The sequence below is a fragment of the Pseudomonas sp. GW821-FHT01E10 genome (assembly GCF_059422365.1).
Genome location: NZ_JBWKWT010000027.1, coordinates 1 through 20,707, shown reverse-complemented (window position 1 = coordinate 20,707; position 20,707 = coordinate 1). Strand labels below are relative to the sequence as shown.

Annotated in this window: 18 protein-coding genes; 11 read left to right on the top strand and 7 right to left on the bottom strand. The window is 59.4% G+C overall.

The features are described 5' to 3' along the window. Nucleotides 1–4: 4 nt before the first annotated feature. Together AC07V0_RS27590 and AC07V0_RS27585 are read right to left on the bottom strand one after the other, a co-directional pair. Nucleotides 5–3,106, bottom strand: a complete 3,102-nt coding sequence (locus tag AC07V0_RS27590) for a multidrug efflux RND transporter permease subunit (protein WP_018930142.1) — start codon at nt 3,104–3,106, stop codon at nt 5–7. Further along, nucleotides 3,103–4,263, bottom strand: a complete 1,161-nt coding sequence (locus tag AC07V0_RS27585) for an efflux RND transporter periplasmic adaptor subunit (protein WP_495020082.1) — start codon at nt 4,261–4,263, stop codon at nt 3,103–3,105. The genes AC07V0_RS27590 and AC07V0_RS27585 overlap by 4 nt, the downstream gene beginning before the upstream one ends. Before the next feature lie 972 nt (nt 4,264–5,235). On the opposite strand from AC07V0_RS27585, the gene AC07V0_RS27580 reads away from it, so the two are divergent. From AC07V0_RS27580 to AC07V0_RS27570, 3 genes are all read left to right on the top strand, one after another. Then, entirely contained in the window at nt 5,236–5,610 is a 375-nt protein-coding gene (locus AC07V0_RS27580) for a DUF6124 family protein (RefSeq protein WP_495020081.1), read from the top strand. 244 nt (nt 5,611–5,854) lie between these two features. Next, the gene (locus AC07V0_RS27575) at nt 5,855–6,112 is read left to right on the top strand and encodes a hypothetical protein (protein ID WP_018930146.1); all 258 of its coding nucleotides are present in this window, start codon (nt 5,855–5,857) and stop codon (nt 6,110–6,112) included. Between the two features lie 139 nt (nt 6,113–6,251). Beyond that, nucleotides 6,252–7,394 carry a transporter substrate-binding domain-containing protein gene (locus tag AC07V0_RS27570; protein WP_495020092.1) on the top strand — a complete coding sequence of 381 codons (1,143 nt, stop codon included), beginning with the start codon at nt 6,252–6,254 and terminating at the stop codon, nt 7,392–7,394. A gap of 45 nt (nt 7,395–7,439) precedes the next feature. Here the strand turns inward: AC07V0_RS27570 and AC07V0_RS27565 are convergent, their stop codons facing one another. The 5 genes from AC07V0_RS27565 to norR form a co-directional block, all read right to left on the bottom strand. Then, nucleotides 7,440–8,189: a YkgJ family cysteine cluster protein gene (locus AC07V0_RS27565; RefSeq protein ID WP_064616212.1), complete on the bottom strand. Its 750-nt coding sequence runs from the start codon at nt 8,187–8,189 to the stop codon at nt 7,440–7,442. An 83-nt stretch (nt 8,190–8,272) separates the two neighbouring features. Next, complete coding sequence (locus AC07V0_RS27560) at nt 8,273–8,599, bottom strand: hypothetical protein (RefSeq protein ID WP_477747213.1); 327 nt, start codon at nt 8,597–8,599, stop codon at nt 8,273–8,275. 156 nt (nt 8,600–8,755) lie between these two features. Next, a complete protein-coding gene (locus tag AC07V0_RS27555; protein WP_018930149.1) occupies nt 8,756–9,214 on the bottom strand; it encodes a GNAT family N-acetyltransferase in 459 nt (152 codons plus the stop codon). A 26-nt stretch (nt 9,215–9,240) separates the two neighbouring features. Beyond that, entirely contained in the window at nt 9,241–10,143 is a 903-nt protein-coding gene (locus AC07V0_RS27550) for a chemotaxis protein CheV (protein ID WP_018930150.1), read from the bottom strand. Between the two features lie 287 nt (nt 10,144–10,430). Continuing rightward, nucleotides 10,431–11,984: a nitric oxide reductase transcriptional regulator NorR gene (gene norR / locus AC07V0_RS27545; RefSeq protein WP_086946442.1), complete on the bottom strand. Its 1,554-nt coding sequence runs from the start codon at nt 11,982–11,984 to the stop codon at nt 10,431–10,433. Nucleotides 11,985–12,131: 147 nt separating this feature from the next. Here norR and hmpA point away from each other — a divergent pair, with 147 nt between their 5' ends. From hmpA to cyoE, 8 genes are all read left to right on the top strand, one after another. Next, on the top strand, nt 12,132–13,313 hold the full coding sequence (gene hmpA / locus AC07V0_RS27540; protein WP_018930152.1) for an NO-inducible flavohemoprotein: 1,182 nt from the start codon (nt 12,132–12,134) through the stop codon (nt 13,311–13,313). Nucleotides 13,314–13,485: 172 nt separating this feature from the next. After that, nucleotides 13,486–14,046 carry an ester cyclase gene (locus AC07V0_RS27535; protein WP_018930153.1) on the top strand — a complete coding sequence of 187 codons (561 nt, stop codon included), beginning with the start codon at nt 13,486–13,488 and terminating at the stop codon, nt 14,044–14,046. Nucleotides 14,047–14,071: 25 nt separating this feature from the next. Continuing rightward, nucleotides 14,072–14,581: a disulfide bond formation protein B gene (locus AC07V0_RS27530; RefSeq protein ID WP_019582334.1), complete on the top strand. Its 510-nt coding sequence runs from the start codon at nt 14,072–14,074 to the stop codon at nt 14,579–14,581. A gap of 827 nt (nt 14,582–15,408) precedes the next feature. Further along, nucleotides 15,409–16,353, top strand: a complete 945-nt coding sequence (cyoA, locus tag AC07V0_RS27525) for a ubiquinol oxidase subunit II (RefSeq protein WP_026286728.1) — start codon at nt 15,409–15,411, stop codon at nt 16,351–16,353. A gap of 3 nt (nt 16,354–16,356) precedes the next feature. After that, nucleotides 16,357–18,387, top strand: a complete 2,031-nt coding sequence (gene cyoB / locus AC07V0_RS27520; RefSeq protein WP_018930157.1) for a cytochrome o ubiquinol oxidase subunit I — start codon at nt 16,357–16,359, stop codon at nt 18,385–18,387. A 3-nt stretch (nt 18,388–18,390) separates the two neighbouring features. After that, the gene (locus tag AC07V0_RS27515; protein ID WP_026286729.1) at nt 18,391–19,017 is read left to right on the top strand and encodes a cytochrome o ubiquinol oxidase subunit III; all 627 of its coding nucleotides are present in this window, start codon (nt 18,391–18,393) and stop codon (nt 19,015–19,017) included. Next, nucleotides 19,018–19,347 (top strand): cytochrome o ubiquinol oxidase subunit IV, encoded by a 330-nt coding sequence (gene cyoD, locus AC07V0_RS27510; RefSeq protein WP_007941629.1) that lies wholly within the window; start codon nt 19,018–19,020, stop codon nt 19,345–19,347. Between the two features lie 11 nt (nt 19,348–19,358). Further along, complete coding sequence (gene cyoE / locus AC07V0_RS27505; RefSeq protein ID WP_018930159.1) at nt 19,359–20,246, top strand: heme o synthase; 888 nt, start codon at nt 19,359–19,361, stop codon at nt 20,244–20,246. Nucleotides 20,247–20,707: the final 461 nt, after the last annotated feature.

Genomic DNA, 20,707 nt, shown 5'->3' with positions numbered 1-20,707 from the left:
CGCCTCAGTCTGTGGTCGCCAGCACCGGCTGCTGTGCTGGTGTGGGTCTATGGAATATCCGCTCAAGCCACAAGTATATGACCGGCGTAGTGAACAGCGTCAGCGCCTGACTCACCAGCAAACCGCCGACCACCGCGATGCCCAATGGCTGGCGCAGTTCGGCGCCGGTGCCGTAGCCGATCATCAACGGCAAGGCGCCGAGCAGGGCGGCAAGCGTGGTCATGATGATCGGCCGGAACCGTGTGAGGCAGGCCTCATGGATTGCCTCCAGCGGTGGCAGGCCACGGTTGCGCTGGGCATCCAGCGCGAAGTCGATCATCAGGATACCGTTCTTCTTGACGATACCGATCAGCAGCACCAGCCCGATCAGCGCCATGATCGAAAAGTCCTGGCCGCAGATCCACAGCATGATCACCGCCCCGAGCCCCGCCGAAGGCAGGGTCGAAATGATCGTCAGTGGATGCACGAAGCTTTCGTACAGCACGCCAAGAATGATGTACACCGCCACCAACGCCGCCAGAATCAACCACGGCTGGCTGGCCAGCGAACTCTGGAACGCCTGGGCCGCGCCCTGGAAATTACCGCTGATGGCGGCCGGCATACCGATGTCAGCCTTGGCCTGGTTGAGCATGATCACCGCATCACCCAACGCCACGCCGGATGCCAGGTTGAATGACAGGTTGGCCGCCGGGAACATTCCGTCGTGAGCGATGGACAACGGGCCGATGGTCGGTGCATCGAATTTCGCCAGGGCCGACAGCGGCACCATTTCCCCACTCAGCGGCGAGCGCAGGTAGAAATAGTTGAGGCTTTCGGCCTTGCCGCGCTGTTTGGTGTCCAGTTCCAGAATCACGTTGTACTGGTTGGTCTGGGTCTGGAATTCATTGATCTGCCGCTGGCCGAAGGCGTCGTACAGCGCTTCGTCGACGTCGCTGGCGGTCAGGCCGAAACGCGCCGCCGCGCTGCGGTCGATGCTGATGTGGGTGATGCTGCCGCCCAGTTGCAAGTCGTTGGAAATGTCACGGAACGCCGGGTTGCTGCGCAGTTTTTCCGTCAGGCGCTGGGTCCAGGTACTCAGGAGGGCACCGTCGTTGCTCTTGAGCACGTATTGGTACTGGGCGCGGCTCGGGCCGGAACTGAGGTTGATGTCCTGCCCGGCGCGCAGGTACAGCACGATGCCCGGGACTTTCATCAACTGCGGGCGAATCCGGTCGATGAACTGGCTGGCGGACACATCGCGGTCGCCACGCTTTTTCAGCGAAATCCAGAAGCGGCCGTTGGCGATGGTCTGGTTGCTGCCCGAAACGCCGACCGAGTGCGAGAACGTCTCGACGGCGGGGTCGGCGGCGACGATTTCGGCCATCGCCAAGTGTTTTTTCACCATGTCGCCGTAGGAAATATCTGCAGCTGCTTCGGTGGTGCCGAGGACGAATCCGGTGTCCTGTACCGGGAAGAAGCCTTTGGGGATGAAAATGTAACCGGCAATGGCCAGCCCCAGCGACAGACCGAACACACCGATCATCAATGTCTGATGGGCGAGGGCGCGGCGCAGGCCTTTGTCGTACAGCGCCAGCAAGCGCTCGCCGAAACCTGGTTTGCTGTGGGCATGATGCGCCGGTGCGCGCATGAACAGCGCGGCCAGCGTCGGTGCCAGGGTCAGGGACACCACCACCGAAATCAGGATGGTCGAGGTCGCGGTCAAGGCGAACTCCTTGAACAGCCGCCCGACCACGCCGCCCATGAACAGCAGCGGAATGAACGCCGCCACCAGCGAGAAACTGATCGAGACCACGGTAAAACCGATCTCGCCGGCGCCTTTGATCGCCGCCTCGCGCATGCCGTCGCCGGCCTCCAGGTGCCGGTGAATGTTTTCCACCACCACAATCGCATCGTCGACCACAAACCCGACGGACACCACGATCGCCACCAGCGTCAGGTTATTCAGGCTGAAGCCCATGATGTACATCAGGGCGAAACTGGCAGTCAGCGACACACCGAGCACCGCTGTCACGATCAGGGTCGCCGACAGTTGCCGCAGGAACAGCGCCATCACCGCCACCACCAGCAGGATCGCGATCAGCAGGGTGACTTCCACTTCATGCAGCGAGGCGCGGATGGTCTGGGTGCGGTCGATCAACACCTTGACCTGCACCGAAGCCGGCAACATGGCATTCAGTGTCGGCAGGGCCGCTTGAATTCGATCAACGGTCTCGACGATGTTGGCGCTCGGTTGCCGGAAAATCACCAGGTTCACCCCCGGCTGGCCGTCAGCCCAGGCCTGGATGTAGGCATCTTCTGAACCGTTGACCACTTTGGCCACGTCCTTGAGATGAACTGGGGCACCGTTCTTGTAGGAAACGATGAGTTGGCTGTAATCCTCGGGGTGGAACAACTGGTCGTTGGTGGACAGGGTCGAGATGCTCGACTCGCCGTACAACGCACCTTTGGCCTGGTTGAGGCTGGTTTTCTGGATCGCCAGGCGAATGTCCGCCAGGGTCAGGCCAATGGCGGCGAGTTTGTCCGCCGAGGCCTGCACGCGAATCGCCGGGCGTTGCTGACCGGTGATGTTCACTTGGCCTACACCGTCGATCTGGCTGATCTGACGGGCGAGCAGGGTTTCTACCAGATCGCTGAGTTCGGTGCCGGGCATTTGCGGTGAATTGATGCTGAGAATCAGCACCGGGCTGTCAGCCGGGTTGACCTTGCGCCAGGTTGGCAGGTTGGGCATATCTTTGGGCAGTTTGCCGGCGGCGGTGTTGATCGCGGCCTGGACCTCCTGGGCGGCGGTGTCGATGCTTTTGTCGAGGGTGAATTGCAGGGTCAGGATGGTCGAGCCCAGGGCGCTGCTCGAGGTCATCTGGGTCACGCCGGGGATGGCGCTGAATTGCACTTCAAGCGGCGTGGCCACCGATGAGGCCATGGTCTCCGGGTTGGCGCCGGGCAGTTGCGCGGCCACCTGAATGGTCGGGAATTCCGCTTCCGGCAGTGGCGCAATCGACAGTCGCGGGAAGGCGATGACGCCGAGCAATATAAGGGCAAAGGTCAGCAGGACCGTCGCCACCGGATGATCGATGCACCACGCGGAAATGGAACCGTGGCCCTTCATGGTTTTGGCTCCGACTGGACCACTTGCGGTGGCTCGCTCAGTACCTGAACCGTCGAGCCGGGTTTGAGCCTCGATTGGCCGTCGCTGACCAGCACGTCGCCCGGTTTAACGCCTTTGATAATGTCCTGGCCGCTGCCTTGATAGACCATTTGCACCTGCACGGCTTCGACCTTGTCGCCGTTGACCCTGTACACGAAATGTTGATCGAGCCCGCGTTGTACGACCGTGGGCGGCACCACCAGCGCATTTTTATCCAGCGCTGTCTGAATCTTTACCGTCACCAGCAGGCCCGGCCAGAGTTTCTGTGCGGGGTTGGCGAATTCGGCCTTGGCGCGGATGGTGCCGGTGTTGGCGTTGATCTGGTTGTCGATCAGGGTCAGGTGACCTTCGCCCAGCAGGTTGCCGGTTTCACCGTCAGTGTCGGCGCCGATGTAAGCCTTGACCGGTGCTTGCTGTGGATTGTTGATCAGGCCTTGCAGGGTCGGCAGCATTTGCTGCGGCAGGGAAAACTCCACGGCGATCGGGTCGATCTGGGTCACCGTGAACAGACCTTGGGTGTCGGTCATGCGCAGGAAGTTGCCTTCATCGACTGTGCGAATACCAACGCGACCGGTGACTGGCGAGCGAATCTGTGTGTAGGAAAGCTGCACCAGAGCGGCGTCGATGGATGCCTGATTGCCTTGGGCGGTGGCTTTGAGTTGGTTGACCAGGGCTTGTTGCTGGTCGTAGGTCTGCTTGGACACGCCGTCGTCGACCCTCAGCAATTTGTAGCGCTTGAGGTTGACCTGGGCCACTTGCAGTTGCGCCTGGCTTTCGCCCAGTTGCGCCCGGGCCTGGTCGAGGCTGGCGCGGATCGAGCGGTCATCGAGGGTGGCCAGCAGGTCACCCTGGTTCACCAGTTGGCCTTCCTTGACCAGCAGTTTGGTGAGGATGCCGTCGATTTGCGGGCGCACGACCACGCTGTGCAAGGACAACACCGAGCCGATGCCGCTGACGTAGCGGGGCACATCTTTTTCGACGACGCTGACCACCCGCACGGGAATGGCGGTGGGGGCGGCCAGTTTGGTGGTGGCGGGTTTGGTGGCGTACCAAACGCCCGTCGCTGCCAGGGCGATCAGAAGGGCGGCGAGCAGGGCGGTTTTTTTCTGAATTCGCATGCGAGTGGGGCGCCGGGCTGAGTGGTCTGGTTTTGTCAGGTTTATACCTTCCTTTATAAACCTGTTCGCCGGTCAGGAGCGTGACTGGTAACTGACGGCTCTGTCAGTTTGGACCGGGATCTTGTTTTGATCTTGGCGGCCTTATAGCCGACCAGGTTCTTGCTGACTGAGTACATATCCATTTCTGCGGTAACGGCCACTTATGGTTCCGCTCTTACAGCGGGTCACTTTTGGCAAACGCCCCAAAAGTAACCAAAAGGTCTCGCCCCGAACGTACGGCCCCTCGCTGAGGCTCGGGGTTCCTTCGCTCCGGTATCCATCTGGGGGCATCGCCCTACGGTTGGCTTCGCTTCAACCTACATGCGATGTGTTCGACTGCGTCGAACGGCGCTGCGCGCCAATCCCCAGATGAACACCTCCACTCAGCCTCCCGAAGGGGCGGGTGAATCAAGATCAAAAGCGGCAGGCGAGCTAACGCTCGGCCTGTTGAGTGGCGAGGGGCGGGTGTGCACCGTTCAATGGTGGGGGGGCTTGTTCGTGAAGGCGGCCTGACAGCCGACCAATCTCTTTCGTCTGTACCCGAATGATCGTTCCCACGCTCCTGCGTGGGAACGCCTCCAGGGACGCTCCGAGTTCCGCTTTTGAATGTTTAATCGATGTGCCTGAACGCAGACCTTTCCCACGTATCTTTCAGGTTGTTCGTCGGAAGCGGGCTCTCTAGTCTTTGGCTGTCGCTGACAATTCAGCGATCGGGTGTGAGAGCCCGGAAGAGGTTTTAATCCATCGCCAGTACCACCATAATCGCCGCCAGCTTATCCGCTGCCTGCAATGCTCTATGGCGGCTGTGTGCGGGCGGACTTCGGTCCGGCCGGGTTTGATCCTCTACCGGTTTCTCACTCCGCACATAGCTGCCACCACTCCGTCGCGTGAGAAACGATGAGTGATGGCTCCAATTGATTAGAGGATGTTTCAATGAGCAACAAGTTAATTCCCGATCCACCCTTCAACACCACCACCCCCAACGCCGAAGCCTCGCGCGCCGAAGAATTACTCAAAGACCGCGAAGCCATAAAACGCGCGCTCGACTACTACCTCGATCCCCCAACGCCCTACACCGAAAAAAAACGCCGCCCCAGCACCATGTTCATCGTCGCCCCGAATATGGATACCGAAAGCCTCTTGGCCCACGCCTACGAATCGTTAGCCACGGCGAGTGTCCTGGCCAGCGATTTCGCCAACGACCTGACCGGCCCGCAGCGCTACACGGCGCTGGCGATTCAACAGAGCATCATGCTGGCGGAGTTGGCGGTGAACCGGGCGCTGGATAACGTCGATCCGCAGACGTAGGCAGGCGTTCAGTCAGATTGACCGCGTTATCGTTCTTCGCGGGCAGCCTCGCTCCTACAGAATTCGATGTGATCGACACATGACCTGTAGGAGCGAGGCTTGCCCGCGAAGGCGGCAGGTCCGTCAGCACAAAACCCGACGGACTCGCTCGCGGCTTGAAGCTTGCGGCCTCCGACACAGGTATACTGCCGCCTTTCGCGGCTCGCCTACCGGGCCCGACTCTTTAGCATCACCCGGAGCTTTCATGACTTCCCCGACACAACCGCCGGTTGCCGACGCTTTGCGCGACGACCAGGCAGACCTGCCCGACAGCGTCGACTCCAGCGCCGACAGCGAAACCAAAGCGGCGATCCCAGCGTTCAAGTTTCCGTTCAAGCCGGGCGAACTGGCCGCCGCGAAGAGCGCCAGCCAGCCTTGGTACAAGAATGGCGCCAAGAACGGCCACACCAAGACCCCGGGCGCAGCGCCTCCTGGCACTCGTCGTTCGATGGGCAAACGCTGACCGCCAGGCGTTTTTTGTCGGTAGCAGTTCCTTCTGTCATTGAGACAATTCCCACAAGGATGAGCGATTTGTCCTCTGGGAAGTCGGTGACCACTCATCAAAGATTCATGTCCCTGAATGCTTGATGACGGTCACCGAAATGCCTTTGGTAAAAATCTTCTCCCTGTTGTCGCTGGTGGTCCTGACCGCCGGCTGTGTTTCGTCTGCGGCCAATCCACAGATCCGTTTCGGGGTCGAGGCCCTGGTTCCCCCCTTCGAGAGTCGCAACGACAAAGGTGAGCTGGTCGGATTGAACATCGAACTGGGTAATGCGCTATGTACCGAACTCAAAAAACGCTGTGTCTGGGTTGATCAGGATTACGCCACCAATATCCCGGCCCTGGAGGCCAACCATTTCGATGTGATCATGCCCATGACGGCAACGCCGGCGCGTCGAGAACGGCTCGACTTCACCGATAATCTTTATCCCTTGAACAGCCGTCTGGTGGCGCGTACAGGGGCGAATCTGCAGCCGGATGCGCAATCGCTCAAAGGCAAGCGTGTCGGCGTTCTGACAGGTACCAGCCGTGAGGCGTTCGCCAAGTCCCGTTGGGCTCCGGCGGGAGTGACGGTGCGCAGTTTTCATTTCAACAGTCAACTGATAGCCAGCCTGCTGGCGGGTGAGATCGACGCGACCCTGCAAGACTCGATTGAAATCACCCAGGCGTTTTTAAGTCAGCCTCAGGGGCAAGGATTTGATTTTGCCGGGCCTGCGCTCAAGGACCCCATGCTGGGCAGTGGCGTGGCGATGGCTGTGCGAAAATCCGACACCGCCTTGCGCGATGAGCTGAATGCGGCCCTTGAGCGTCTCAAGCAGAATGGCCAGTACCAGGCGATTACCGGGCGCTACCTACCGCCCACCGTGCCAGATTCGCCACGCTATTTCCCTGCTGAAGGAGGCTTGCCATTCTCCGAAGCGGTGCAAGCCGGCACCACCCTCTATCTGTCCGGCGTGCTCGGGACGGGCTCCGATGGCGAGTTGGTCAAGGGCGGGATTGTCCCGCAGATGACCCAGACCATGGAGAATCTGCAAGCCGCATTACACCGCAGTGGTTCGACGTTGTCTCAGCTGGTCAAATGCACGGTCATCCTTGCAGACATCAATGATTTTGCTGCGATGAATACGGTGTATAGCCGCTATTTTCCGGCGGACCGTTTGCCTGCTCGCACGACATTCGCTGGCAAAAAACTGGTGCTGGATGCGCGCGTGGAAGTCGAATGCCTGGCGGTTGCTGCTCGCTAAAGTAAAAGAACCGCTGCGCACGGATGCTGCGCAGCGGTTTGGCGTTTACGCTGCCCGCAACGAAATAAACGCATAGTTCAGCGGCGCTTCAGTCACCACCTGCGCCCCGGCCGCCAGCACTTGCCCGGCGATATCATCGCCAGACACATGAAACAGCCATTCTCCGCCCGACCCGGCCTGCGATTGCTGCGCCACCTGATCGATCACCATGGCAAACGCGGTCATGTCCGGCAGATATGCGGTAAACCCATCGCCTTTCAGCGCTGTCGTTCGAATCCCCAATAGCGCGCAAATCGCATCCTTGGCCTGAATCTCATCGCGATCCGCTTGGCGAGAGCGCTGGATCAATCCCGCCAGTTCCTGATCGACCAGTTCACCGCCAACAATCAGATCCGGGCCTTTGTCCCATGACTCGGGCGGGCAATCCTTTGCTGCCGGGTTGAGCGGGATGTGCGGGTTGATTTCCATTGGATAGATGCGGCAAACCAGCGGTCGGCGTTCGTAGATGCTGCAGAGGTTGTCTTCGTCAAGATTCCGGCAGGGGCCGACGTTGTAGGCGGCAAAGGTGATCGCCACATGCGCTTCGCAAGTGCCACTGCGAACCAGCGCCGAACGGCGTTCGGCGTGTTCGCGTTGTTGTGTTGGCAGGCCCAGGCCGTTGGCGAGAAAGGCTTCCACCAGCACGATCACCTGGCCGCCATCTGCCGCCCACATGCGGGCTTCGGCCAGTGTCAGGGGAACATGGTGGTCGTTGCAGCATTTGCCACAACCTACGCAGGAAAACGGTGTATTCATTGAAGGGCCAGTGACCTGTGAGGGCATGAAACGGCGACAGAAAGCCACCGCAAAGGCCTGTGCCAAAGCAAGTTATGCGCCAGTCACTGCGCTTTTGCCGTTGGACGGATGGAGTCCCATTCGGTGACGTAGGCGGTTTTGCTTTTCTTGTTGTAGAGGCACAGCTCGGTGCCTTGCTGGCCTTTCATGTGTTTTTGCGGGTACTGGCCTTGCAGCAGGAGTGCGGTATAACCGACCCGGTCATCGAACTGCGCGGCGTTGCCGACGGGTTGGGGTTTTTTCAGGCCGCTGGCCTTGGTGCAACTGGCGAGCACGGCTCTGTCGAAGGCGGCCCAGGCATCGGGGCTGGAGGCGTGGGCCTGGGCGGCGAGGGTGGTGAGACAGAGGAAGGTCAGGGTGGTGGCTTTCATGATCAGGCATCCTTGGCGTGTAGTGGTCAAGGTCGGAGTATGCCTGATGGTTTGATGTCGGTTGTGCGGGCCTCTTCGCGGGCAAGCCTCGCTCCTACAGGTCATGCGTCGATCACATCGAATCTGTAGGAGCGAGGCTTGCCCGCGAAGGCGGTCTCAGACTGGAACCAGCTCCCGGCGGACCACATACATCCCGGCACTTTCATACAAGCCCCGCGCCCGAAGGTTGTCTTCCCGCACCTTCAAATCCACAAAACCTTCGCGGCGCTGCGCAAACACCTTGAAAGCATGGAGCAGCAGCGCACGGCCAAGTCCGAGGCCTCGAGCACGCGGGTGCACCACCAAGTCCTTGATGTAGGCACTGGTCCAGCACTGGGCGACGCCGACGATGCCTTCGGCATCCAGAGCGATGAAGCACAGGGTAGGATCGTATTCAGGATCGGTTTCGAAACGCTGTTGCCAGACTTCCAGCGCCGGCACGCGACCGCCGCCCTCCCGATAACCCAGTTCCATCAAGTGATGAACGGCTTCGGCGAGTTCGGGACGGTACTCGGTCAACTCAATGTCGTTTGGCCAAGTGAAAGGCGGCACACCCTCGGCGAGGTTGCGCCGCATCAGAAAACAAAAGTCCTCGGCCACACTCAGTGACCTTGTTCGGCGACGACCCTGGCCGCCTCGATCAGGCACTTGGTCAGTTCTGGCGAGGAGAACTTGGTCAGCACCCCGTTGGCCCCGGCCAGTCGAGCCTTCTCGCTGTTCATCGCGCTGTCCAGCGAGGTGTGCAGCAACACGTAGAGGTGCGAGAAGTCCGGGGTTTCGCGCAAGGTGCGGGTGAAGGCATAGCCGTCCATCTCCGACATTTCGATGTCCGAGACGATCAGGTTGATCTGCTGGGCGGTGCCTTGCAGGTCCAGCAGGCAGTCGATGGCTTCCTTGGCGCTGCGGGCGGTGTGGCATTGCAGGCCGAGGTTGCGCAGGGTGTGCACCGATTGTTGCAGTGCGACCTGGCTGTCATCGACCACCAGAATTCGCGCATTGCCCAGTACTTCAGCCTCTTCCATGCTCAGTTCGGTCGGGGCCATTTCGATCTGCGCCGGCGCAATGCCGTGGATGACCTTTTCGATGTCCAGCACCTGCACCAGCGTACCGTCGACCGACGTCACGCCGGTGATGTACGAGCGCACGCCGCCAGAGCCGAAGGGGGGTGGACGGATGTCGGTGGTCAGGCAGTGGACGATCTTGCTCACCGCCTGAACGTGCAGGCCCTGCTTGGAGCGGCTGACGTCGGTGACGATCAGACAGCCACCGTTCGGGTCTTCCAGCGGTCGTTCACCGATGGCGCGGCTCAGGTCGATCACCGACAACGACGCGCCGCGCAGGGTGGCGATGCCTTTGACGTGGGGATGCGACTCCGGCAGCTTGGTCAGCGGCGGGCAGGGGATGATTTCGCTGACTTTCAGCAGGTTGATCGCCATCAGCTTGCCGCTGCGCAAGGTAAACAGCAGAAGCGAAAGTGAATCTGCGCGGGCTTTGTTGGAAGACATAAAAACCTTCTGTGGAAAAGGTGAGGCGATTATGAGCATCGCCAACAGCTATCGATGCCGGGTTATCGACTTGTTGGGGGCTGGCTTTAGGGGAAATGCCTATTGCCAGCCAAACGGTGACCCCTGTGGGAGGGAGCTTACCTGTGGCGAGGGGGCTTGCCCCCGTTGGAGCGCGAAGCGGTCCCTGATTTTTCCAGATAGAACTCCATCGCTGAATTCACGACCGCTTCGCGGCCGAACGGGAGCAAGCTCCCTCGCCACAAGGGTATTACTTCATTCTGGTGAAACTATTTCATGCCCAACCGCTTGGCCATTCGCCCCAGGTTCGCCCGATCCAGGCCCAACTCCCGCGCCGCGCTGGCCCAGTTGTGGTGGTGCCGTTCCAGGCAAGCGCTGATCAGTTGGCGCTGATAGTGCTCAGTGGCTTCACGCAAATCCCCTGGAATCAACTCAGCTACCGGCGCAGCGACCACGGGTTCCGCTGCCTGTTCTACGCCGCTATTGGGCAAATCCAGATCCGCCGCGCTCAAGCTGAGAATCTTCGGCCGTTGCGTGCAATTACCCAGCGCCTTCAACGCGCTGCGGCCAATCAAGTGCTCCAGTTCCCGCACGTTCCCCGGCCAACCATACCCCAACAACGCCGCTTGGGCATCGCTGGTCAGACGCAGGCTGTTGAGGCCCATGCGTGAGCGGTTTTGTTCCAGGAAGTAGCCGCTGAGCAACAGCACATCCCGACCGCGATCCCGCAATGCGGGCACCAGCAACGGGTAAACGCTCAGGCGATGATAGAAGTCAGCGCGGTAGCGGCCGCTGCGTACTTCCTCGGCCAGGTCGCGGTTGGTCGCTGCGATCAGCCGCACGTCGACCTGATGCTCCTTGTCCGACCCCAGCCGCTGCAATTGCCCGCTCTGCAGCACCCTCAGTAATTTGGCCTGCACCGCCAGCGACAGTTCGCCCACTTCATCGAGGAACAACGTGCCGCCGTTGGCCAGTTCGAACTTGCCGCGACGATCGTTCGTCGCCCCGGTGAAAGCACCGCGCACGTGGCCGAACAGTTCGCTCTCCACCAAGGTGTCCGGCAGGGCGGCGCAGTTGAGGCTGATGATAGGTTTGTCGGCCCGGGGCGACGCGGCGTGGATAGCCTGGGCCACCAGCTCTTTACCGACCCCGGTTTCCCCGGTGATCAACACAGTGAGATCGCTGCCGCCCACAAGGTTGATTTCTTCAACCAGGCGTTTGTAGGTCTTGCTCTGGCCAATCATTTCGCGGTTCTGCTGGCCGCTGGCCTGACGGTAAACCTCGGCGCGCTGATGTTCGTCTTCGGCGCGATTGGCCAGCCGTTCGATGCGCTCGGCGGCGTTTACGGTGGCGGCGGCGAGGCTGGCGAAGGCTTGCAGGGCATCCAGTTCGATCGGCTCGAAGCGCTCAGGGTCGAGGGCGTCGAGGGTCAGCAGGCCCCACGGGCGCTCGTCGATAAACAGCGGGCAGCCCATGCAGTCGTGGACTTCCAAATGCTCGTGCAGGCCATCGACCAGGCCGTCATAAGGATCGGGCAAGTCGCTGTCGGCGGCGAAGCGGGTCGGGCCGGGGCTGCTGAGCAGCGCTTCGAAGCGCGGGTGTTCGCTGACCTTGAAGCGGCGGCCGAGGGTGTCGGTGCTCAACCCGTCCACAGCCAGCGGCACCAGCCATTCGCCGTCGAGTCGCAGCAGGGCGGCGGCATCGCAAGGGAGCAGGGCGCGCATGGCTTCGAGCAGGCGCCGATAGCGCTCGCCTTCGGGCAGCTCGCGGGACAGGTCGGAGACCAGGGGCAGCAGGGTCGTGAGCAGTAATTTTGCAGTCATAATGACTCCGTGTAGTCGCTATGACTATAAAACGATGAGTGTCGATATGACTACATTGTTTTTAATTGTTTGATTTATAAGGTTTTAATTGTTGGCATGGAAACTGATAAGCAAAGGGTATTCATATAAAGCCCAGGAGTTGCTCTTATGCTTAGCGTTCAAGACCGTGCCATCGTCAAGTCCACCGTACCGCTGCTGGAAAGCGGTGGCGAGGCATTGATCACTCACTTCTACCGCATGATGCTCTCCGAATACCCGGAAGTCCGCCCGCTGTTCAACCAGGCCCACCAGGCCAGCGGCGATCAGCCTCGCGCCTTGGCCAACGGTGTATTGATGTACGCGCGGCACATCGACCAGCTCGATCAGTTGGGCGACCTGGTGGCCAAGATCATCAACAAGCACGTGGCCCTGCAAATCCTCCCGGAACATTACCCGATCGTGGGCAGCTGCCTGTTGCGAGCCATCTCTGAAGTACTGGGCGACGAAATTGCCACGCCTGAAGTGATGAGCGCCTGGGGCGCGGCCTACAACCAACTGGCCGAAATCCTGATCGGTGCCGAAGCCAGTATCTACGACCAGAAAGCCCAGGCACCGGGCGGCTGGCGCGGCGCGCGGGAATTCATCGTGGCGGCCAAGGTCGAGGAAAGCTCGGAAATCACTTCGTTCTACTTCGAACCGGCGGATAAAGGGCCGATTCTCGCGGCCGAGCCCGGCCAGTACATCGGCATGAAACTGATCCTCGACGGCGAAGAAATCCGGCGTAATTATTCGCTGTCGGCGCTGGCCAACAAGGGCCAGTACCGCATCAGCGTCAAGCGCGAAACCGGTGGCCGCGCCTCCAACCATTTGCACGATCAACTGCACGTCGGCGCGAGCATCATGCTGTTCCCGCCAGCGGGCGACTTCACCCTGACCGCCAGCGACAAACCGTTGGTGCTGATCAGTGGCGGTGTCGGCATCACCCCGACGCTGGCAATGCTCGAAGCGGCGCTGGCGACCGAGCGGCCGGTGCATTTTATTCACTGTGCGCGCAACGGCAGCGTGCATGCCTTCCGCGACTGGATCGACGGGCTGGCCGAGCGTCATCCGCAGCTCAAGCGTTTCTATTGCTACGCCGAAGACGATGGCGTCAGCCCGGCGGCGGACAAGGTTGGCCTGCTGAGCCAGGAGCAACTCGGCGAGTGGTTGCCGCAGCAACGCGATGTGGATGCTTACTTCCTGGGGCCTAAAGGCTTCATGGCGGCGATCAAGCGTCACCTCAAGGCCTTGGGTGTGCCGGAGAAGCAAAGCCGTTACGAGTTCTTCGGGCCGGCTGCGGCGTTGGAGTAAGCAGTTGCGGCGACTCGGTCGGGGGACCGAGTCGCTTTCTTCGCGGGCAAGCTTCACCTCGGTCCCGATTCGTAAAAAACGCTTAAAGGTTAATCCGTTCTTAACCGGTTTATCGTTTATTCCCCGATGCTGATGATAGGCGCTCGTTCGTTTACATGATCAGGATCGCCCCATGACTCACATCACTATCTCCCGCCGTTTAACCCTGGCCGGCTTCAGCCTGACCGCTGCGCTGCTGGCGAGTCCGTTTGCCTCTGCCGAACCGACCTTGCTCCAGCCCAAGAGCCTGATTGTCGATCAGAGCCTGCCCAAGGCGCAGCGCGATTCCATGGAATTGGCCGCCCGGCGTTATGGCAGCTTCTGGAACACCGGGGAGGAGGCGTTGGCCAAGGCTGCATTGTCAGAGCAGTTCGTCGACAAGACCCCGCCCGAAGGCCGGGTTCAGGGGCCGACCGGGCCGCTGCTGGCGTCGAAGTTCTTTCGCACGGCGGTGCCGGACCTGAGCTGCGAGATCGAACAAATGATCATTGCCGGTGATCGGGTGGTGGTGCATTTGCACTTTCGTGGGCACTTCACCGGCCCGTTCAAGGCTCTCAAAGGTCAGGGTCAGCGTGTAGACTTCCGGGCAACCGATATCTATCAGATCGACAACGGTCGCATCGCGGCCAATTGGCATATCGAAGACAACATCAGCCTGATGCAGCAGCTGCAAGCGCAGCCGCCGGCGAGCTGATCCACGGACACAGAAGGGAAACGCGATGAGCGAGGAAACAATGCGATTGGGACGTGAACGGCGCTATCTGGTGTTGCTGGGCATCATCTGCCTGGCGCTGATCGGTGGCGCGCTGTACATGCAAGTGGTGCTGGGCGAGGCGCCGTGCCCGCTGTGCATCTTGCAGCGCTACGCATTGTTGCTGATCGCGCTCTTCGCGTTTATCGGCGCAGCGATGCGCACCCGCCGCAGCATCACGCTGTTCGAGGCGTTGGTGGTGATCAGCGCCATCGCAGGCGTCGGGGTGGCCGGGCATCACGTCTATACCCAGCTGTACCCGGAAGTCAGCTGCGGCATCGATGTGCTGCAACCGATCGTCGACGGCCTGCCGCTGGCGAAGATCTTCCCGCTGGGCTTCCAGGTCGACGGTTTCTGCTCCACGCCGTACCCGCCGATCCTTGGTTTGTCCCTGGCACAGTGGGCGCTGACGGCGTTCGTGCTGGTCGTGGTGCTGGTGCCGCTGCTCACTTGGCGTAACCGCAAAGCCCTGCGCTGAGACCGTCCGCCACACCGTTGCAGGAAACAAAAAACGCCCCGGTCCTCGTTCAGAGGCCGGGGCGTTTTGCATGTTCAAAGCTCAAATGAAAAGACCTTGATGCGCGACAATTATGGGTGCGGCATGTGTGCGACATGTTGTCACAGCTCGAGTGTCGCAAGTCATTTCAAGACATGGAATCGGGACACCTCAAGGTACCCAAAACAGGCCCCGCAAGCCACTGCCGCTTTCAGTGCCAATCAGCCGAAACAGGCAGTTTTAACAGGGGCTGGCGAATGGCCAAAGCCCTTGTTACATAGGGGGTAGAGCAGGGTCTGAGGCGAGCGCAGAGCCCAGGAAGCTGTCTGAACTTCGCGCGGTACACCTACATTTTTTGGTGTTTTTGTTGAGAATTAATTTCGATACCATGGCCCACTTTTGCAAAAACCGTGAATGATTGTTGCTGGAACGGATAAAAATTATTTCGGGATGAGACATGGTTTATGAATCGCTACATATCTACAATCGCCCGCACTGAATTCCCGGCACTGCTCATCCTGACTCAGGCTTATGAGTAGAACAGGGCGTCGAGAAGCCTGATGGCTTCATGCGACCCCCCATTGTCGGTGCCTTCCGACGATCCGCACCAAATGGAATTGGTCTGTAACAAGGCCCTTGACCACGAATTCGAATAAGAACACACCGCAGGCCCAGCAATTGTCGAGCCGCGTCTGACGCGCGACGGGCAGGCCCTTATTCAATCCAAGAAAAATGCCAACCCTTGGCAGGGTGAAGTGTTGGCGATCAAAACCCAACTGCATTGCGCAAGCTGCTTTAGAGGTCGTGAGATGAGTAAAAACAGGTACCCCAGACTACTAGGCTTATTGCCGCTGCTCGGCACGTTGTTGCTGGGAGGCTGCAACATGACCTTGCTCGATCCCAAGGGCCAGGTCGGCCTGGATGAGCGAAACCTGATCATCACCGCAACGCTGCTGATGCTGTTGGTCGTCGTGCCGGTCATCGTCATGACGTTCCTGTTCGCCTGGAAATACCGCGCTTCCAACCAGGACGCCGTCTACACGCCAAAATGGTCCCACTCCACCAAGATCGAAATCGCGGTGTGGACTATTCCGGTACTGATCATCATTGCCCTGGGTTACGTCACCTACAAGTCGACCCACGCACTGGATCCTTACAAGCCGCTGGAATCCGACGTCAAGCCGGTCACCATTGAAGTGGTCGCGCTGGACTGGAAGTGGCTGTTCATCTACCCGGAACAAGGCATCGCCACGGTCAACAAAATCGTGTTCCCGGCGCACACCCCGATCAACTTCAAGATCACTTCCGACGCCGTGATGAACTCGTTCTTCATCCCTGCTCTGGGCGGTCAGATCTACGCGATGGCGGGCATGCAGACCAAACTGCACCTGATCGCCAACCAGAACGCTGAAATGGACGGTATCTCCGCCAACTACAGCGGCGCGGGTTTCACCGGCATGAAATTCAAAGCTATCGCCACTTCTCAGGAAGATTTCGACGCCTGGGTAAGCGAAGTCAAAAAGGCACCTAAACAGCTTGAACAAGCTGAATACGCAGCCCTGTCCAAACAAAGCCAGAACAACCCAGTCGAGCTTTACTCCTCGGTCACGCCGAACCTGTTCCAGATCATCGTCGACAAGTACGAAGGCATGAAACCGGGCAAGCCAGTGCACCACGAGAAGAAAGAGCACGAAGTGGCCGCCATGGAAGGAATGGACATGAGTTCGCATTCAGCTGCCGGGGCAGAGGAGTAAACGATGTTTGGTAAATTAAGTTGGGAAGCGGTCCCGTTCCACGAACCGATCGTAATGGTGACCATCGCCATGATCGCGCTCGGTGGTCTGGCACTGTTCGCTGCAATCACCTACTTCAAGAAGTGGACCTATTTGTGGACCGAGTGGTTGACCTCGGTCGACCACAAGAAAATCGGCGTGATGTACATCGTCGTCGCCATGGTCATGCTGCTGCGTGGTTTTGCCGACGCCATCATGATGCGTACCCAGTTGGCCATGGCCACCGAGGGTTCGCCTGGCTACCTGCCACCTGAACACTATGACCAGATCTTCACCGCCCACGGTGTGATCATGATCATTTTCATGGCGATGCCATTCTTCACCGGCCTGATGAACCTTGCAGTGCCGTTGCAGATCGGCGCGCGTGACGTTGCCTTCCCGTTCCTGAACTCCCTGAGCTTCTGGCTGCTGGTTTCCGGCGTGGTGCTGATCAACCTGTCCCTGGGCGTTGGCGAATTCGCCAAGACTGGTTGGGTTGCCTATCCGCCGCTGTCGGGCCTGCAATACAGCCCGGGCGTGGGGATGGATTACTACATCTGGGCGCTGCAGCTATCCGGGCTAGGTACGACGCTGACGGGGGTCAACTTCCTGGCCACCGTGCTGAAAATGCGTACCCCTGGCATGAAGCTGATGGACATGCCGATCTTCACCTGGACCTGCACCTGGGCCAACGTCCTGATCGTGGCTTCGTTCCCGATCCTGACCGCTACCCTGGCTTTGCTGACGCTTGACCGTTACATGGATTTCCACATTTTCACCAATGAACTTGGTGGTAATCCGATGATGTACGTCAACCTGTTCTGGGCTTGGGGTCACCCTGAGGTTTACATCCTGATCCTGCCGGCGTTCGGTATCTTCTCCGAAGTCATCTCGACCTTCACCGGCAAGAAGCTGTTCGGCCACCATTCGATGATCTACGCTTCGGGCGCGATCTCGATCCTGGGCTTCATGGTTTGGCTGCACCACTTCTTCACCATGGGTTCGGGTGCCAGCGTCAACGCCTTCTTCGGTCTGGCGACGATGCTGATTTCCATCCCGACGGGTGTGAAGCTGTTCAACTGGCTGTTCACCATCTACCAGGGCCGTCTGCGCTTCACCAGCCAGGTGATGTGGACCCTGGGCTTCATGGTGACCTTCGCCATCGGCGGCATGACCGGCGTACTGCTGGCCATCCCGGGTGCTGACTTCGTACTGCACAACAGCCTGTTCGTGATCGCGCACTTCCACAACGTGATCATCGGCGGCGCGGTATTCGGTTACATCGCAGGCTTCGCCTTCTACTTCCCGAAAGCGTTCGGCTTCAAGCTGCACGAAGGCTGGGGCAAGGCAGCATTCTGGTTCTGGATCTCCGGCTTCTTCGTCGCGTTCATGCCGCTCTATGTACTGGGCTTCATGGGTATGACCCGTCGTCTGAACGCCACCACCAACCCTGAGTGGGTGCCGTACCTGTACGTTGCCATGTTCGGTGCGGTGATGATCGCTGCGGGTATCGCCTGCCAGCTGATCCAGCTGTACGTGAGTATCCGTGACCGCAAGCTGCCGCAGAACATGTGCGAGCACGGCGACCCATGGAATGCCCACACCCTGGAATGGTCGACCTCCTCGCCACCTCCGTTCTACAACTTCGCCGTGCTGCCAAAAGCCGACGTTGTCGACCCGTTCACCGAAGCCAAGGAAAACGGCACCGCGTACAAGGCTCCGACCAAGTACGAGCCGATCCACATGCCAAACAACACCGCGACCGGTGTGGTCATGGGCGCACTGTTGACCGTATTCGGTTTCGCGATGATCTGGCACATCTGGTGGCTGGCAATCGCCAGCCTGGCAGGCACCGTGATCTACTTCGCGATCCACGCGGCCCGTGATGATCAAGGCTACTACGTGCCGGTCGACGTGATCGAGCGCATCGAAGCCGAGCAGCACAAGCGTCTGGTAGCAGCCGGGAAAGTCCCAGCCACCACCACCCGTGTTGAAACCTCGTTGGAACAGGCTTAAACCATGTCGAACTTAGTGACCAATGCTGGACACACCCATGTCGATGGACATGGGCATGATGACCATCACCACGACTCGGGCGAGATGACCGTATTCGGTTTCTGGCTCTACCTGATGACCGACTGCATTCTGTTTGCGTCGATCTTCGCAGCGTACGCGGTACTGGTTAACAACGTAGCGGGTGGCCCGTCGGGCCACGACATCTTCGAACTGCCATACGTACTGGGCGAAACCGCTCTGCTGCTGTTCAGTTCGATCACCTACGGCTTCGCCATGCTGGCGTTCTTCCGTGGCAACAAGAAGCAGGTCCTGGGCTGGCTGGCCCTGACCTTCCTGTTCGGTGCCGGCTTCATCGGCATGGAGATCAACGAGTTCCACATGTTGATCTCCGAGGGCTACGGCCCTAACCGTTCGGGCTTCCTGTCCGGGTTCTTCACCCTGGTCGGCACCCACGGTCTGCACGTGACCAGCGGTCTGATCTGGATGGCGATCATGATGTACCAGGTGCAGAAAAACGGCCTGACGGCGACCAACAAGACCCGTCTGAGCTGCCTGAGCCTGTTCTGGCACTTCCTGGACGTGGTGTGGATCTGCGTATTCACCGTTGTTTATCTGATGGGGACTATGTAAATGGCTAACGCGCACTCTCATGACGACGCCGGTCACGGCAGCGTCAAGTCCTACGTCATTGGCTTCGTCCTGTCGGTGATCCTGACCCTGATCCCGTTCGGTCTGGTGATGTACCCGTCGCTGCCGAAGTCACTGACTCTGTGGATCGTACTGGCTTTCGCCGTTATCCAGGTGCTGGTGCACCTGGTGTACTTCCTCCACCTGGACCGTTCCGCCGCGCAGCGTAACAACGTGATTGCGTTTGTTTTCGCCGCGATCGTGATTGTCCTGCTGGTTGGCCTGTCGCTGTGGATCATGTTCAGCATCCACACCAACATGATGGCGAAGTGAGGTAAGTCCGGATGTCCTTTAAGCACTTTATCCAAATCACCAAACCGGGGATCATTTTCGGTAACGTGCTTTCTGTGGCAGGCGGATTTTTCCTGGCCTCCAAAGGGCATGTCGATCTGGCCATTTTCCTGGCCGCGATGATCGGCACGTCCCTGGTCGTGGCTTCCGGTTGCGTGTTCAACAACTGCATCGACCGCGACATCGACCTGAAGATGGAACGCACCAAGAACCGGGTGCTGGTCCAGGGCTTGATCTCCCTGAAACTGGCCCTGGCTTATGCGACCGTCCTGGGTGTCGCCGGCGTTGCGTTGTTGTACAAGGTGGCCAACCCGTTGGCCGCGTTGTTCGCGGTGATCGGTTTTGTCATCTACGTCGGCTTCTACAGCCTGTACCTCAAGCGCAAGTCGGTTCACGGCACGCTGGTGGGCAGTCTGTCGGGGGCGATGCCGCCGGTGATCGGTTACGTCGCAGTCAGCAATAACTTCGACATGGCCGCGCTGACGTTGCTGGTGATGTTCAGCCTGTGGCAGATGCCGCATTCCTACGCCATCGCAATCTTCCGCTTCAACGATTACCTGGCCGCATCGATTCCGGTGCTGCCAGTGAAGCGCGGCATTGAAGTGGCCAAGAAACACATCCTGCTCTACATCCTGGCCTTCCTCGTGGCGACCTTGATGCTGACCTTCAGCGGCTACGCCGGCATGAGCTACCTCGCCGTCGCCGCGGCCATGGGCATGTACTGGCTGTACATGGCCTGGACCGGCTACAAGGCAGTGGATGACACGGTCTGGGCACGCAAGCTGTTCGTGTTCTCGATCTTCACCATTACCGCGTTGAGCGTGATGATGTCGCTGGACTTCAAAGTGCCGGGCGAGTTGTTGCTGACGTACGCGCCTTAAGCGTCGGATGCTGTAAAGAAAAGCCCCGCCTTTCGAGAGAATGGCGGGGCTTTTTGTTGGGGGCGATTCAGGTGGTTCTGAACTCGACCCCCTTTTGCATAACTCTTGGTTGTGCGAAGGATCAGATTGTTTAGGAAAACGGAGTATGGCATTTAGGAAGTCTCCTAATGCCAGCACCTGCTTTGCTCGCTACGGTTCAGCTGGGCCGGGCAGGGATGAATGACCATCTCGGGTCAGGATTAGTATCGTGAAGGGAAATGGAATCAGAGGGCAAGGACGTGCAGGATTTTCAGCGATCTCTATTATTTTCAATCGTGTTGTCGATCACCTTTGGGCCGATTGCCTTGATTATATTGAGGCAGTCCATCTTGCATGGACGATTGAGCGTAAGCGTCCGGCCAACACACCTTTCTGATCCCAACGCTTAGGGCGATGGTGGACACCTATTGTAAGTGGACACC

Excerpts from the sequence above, each read along its gene's own strand:
- AC07V0_RS27530 (WP_019582334.1), top strand. The coding sequence starts at position 14,072 with ATGAGCGAGGAAACAATGCGATTGGGACGTGAACGGCGCTATCTGGTG.
- hmpA (WP_018930152.1), top strand. The coding sequence starts at position 12,132 with ATGCTTAGCGTTCAAGACCGTGCCATCGTCAAGTCCACCGTACCGCTG.
- AC07V0_RS27555 (WP_018930149.1), bottom strand. The coding sequence starts at position 9,214 with ATGCGGCGCAACCTCGCCGAGGGTGTGCCGCCTTTCACTTGGCCAAAC.
- AC07V0_RS27575 (WP_018930146.1), top strand. The coding sequence starts at position 5,855 with ATGACTTCCCCGACACAACCGCCGGTTGCCGACGCTTTGCGCGACGAC.
- AC07V0_RS27535 (WP_018930153.1), top strand. The coding sequence starts at position 13,486 with ATGACTCACATCACTATCTCCCGCCGTTTAACCCTGGCCGGCTTCAGC.
- AC07V0_RS27550 (WP_018930150.1), bottom strand. The coding sequence starts at position 10,143 with ATGTCTTCCAACAAAGCCCGCGCAGATTCACTTTCGCTTCTGCTGTTT.
- AC07V0_RS27515 (WP_026286729.1), top strand. The coding sequence starts at position 18,391 with ATGTCGAACTTAGTGACCAATGCTGGACACACCCATGTCGATGGACAT.
- norR (WP_086946442.1), bottom strand. The coding sequence starts at position 11,984 with ATGACTGCAAAATTACTGCTCACGACCCTGCTGCCCCTGGTCTCCGAC.
- AC07V0_RS27580 (WP_495020081.1), top strand. The coding sequence starts at position 5,236 with ATGAGCAACAAGTTAATTCCCGATCCACCCTTCAACACCACCACCCCC.
- cyoD (WP_007941629.1), top strand. The coding sequence starts at position 19,018 with ATGGCTAACGCGCACTCTCATGACGACGCCGGTCACGGCAGCGTCAAG.
- AC07V0_RS27585 (WP_495020082.1), bottom strand. The coding sequence starts at position 4,263 with ATGCGAATTCAGAAAAAAACCGCCCTGCTCGCCGCCCTTCTGATCGCC.
- AC07V0_RS27570 (WP_495020092.1), top strand. The coding sequence starts at position 6,252 with ATGCCTTTGGTAAAAATCTTCTCCCTGTTGTCGCTGGTGGTCCTGACC.
- AC07V0_RS27560 (WP_477747213.1), bottom strand. The coding sequence starts at position 8,599 with ATGAAAGCCACCACCCTGACCTTCCTCTGTCTCACCACCCTCGCCGCC.
- AC07V0_RS27565 (WP_064616212.1), bottom strand. The coding sequence starts at position 8,189 with ATGAATACACCGTTTTCCTGCGTAGGTTGTGGCAAATGCTGCAACGAC.
- cyoE (WP_018930159.1), top strand. The coding sequence starts at position 19,359 with ATGTCCTTTAAGCACTTTATCCAAATCACCAAACCGGGGATCATTTTC.
- cyoB (WP_018930157.1), top strand. The coding sequence starts at position 16,357 with ATGTTTGGTAAATTAAGTTGGGAAGCGGTCCCGTTCCACGAACCGATC.
- AC07V0_RS27590 (WP_018930142.1), bottom strand. The coding sequence starts at position 3,106 with ATGAAGGGCCACGGTTCCATTTCCGCGTGGTGCATCGATCATCCGGTG.
- cyoA (WP_026286728.1), top strand. The coding sequence starts at position 15,409 with ATGAGTAAAAACAGGTACCCCAGACTACTAGGCTTATTGCCGCTGCTC.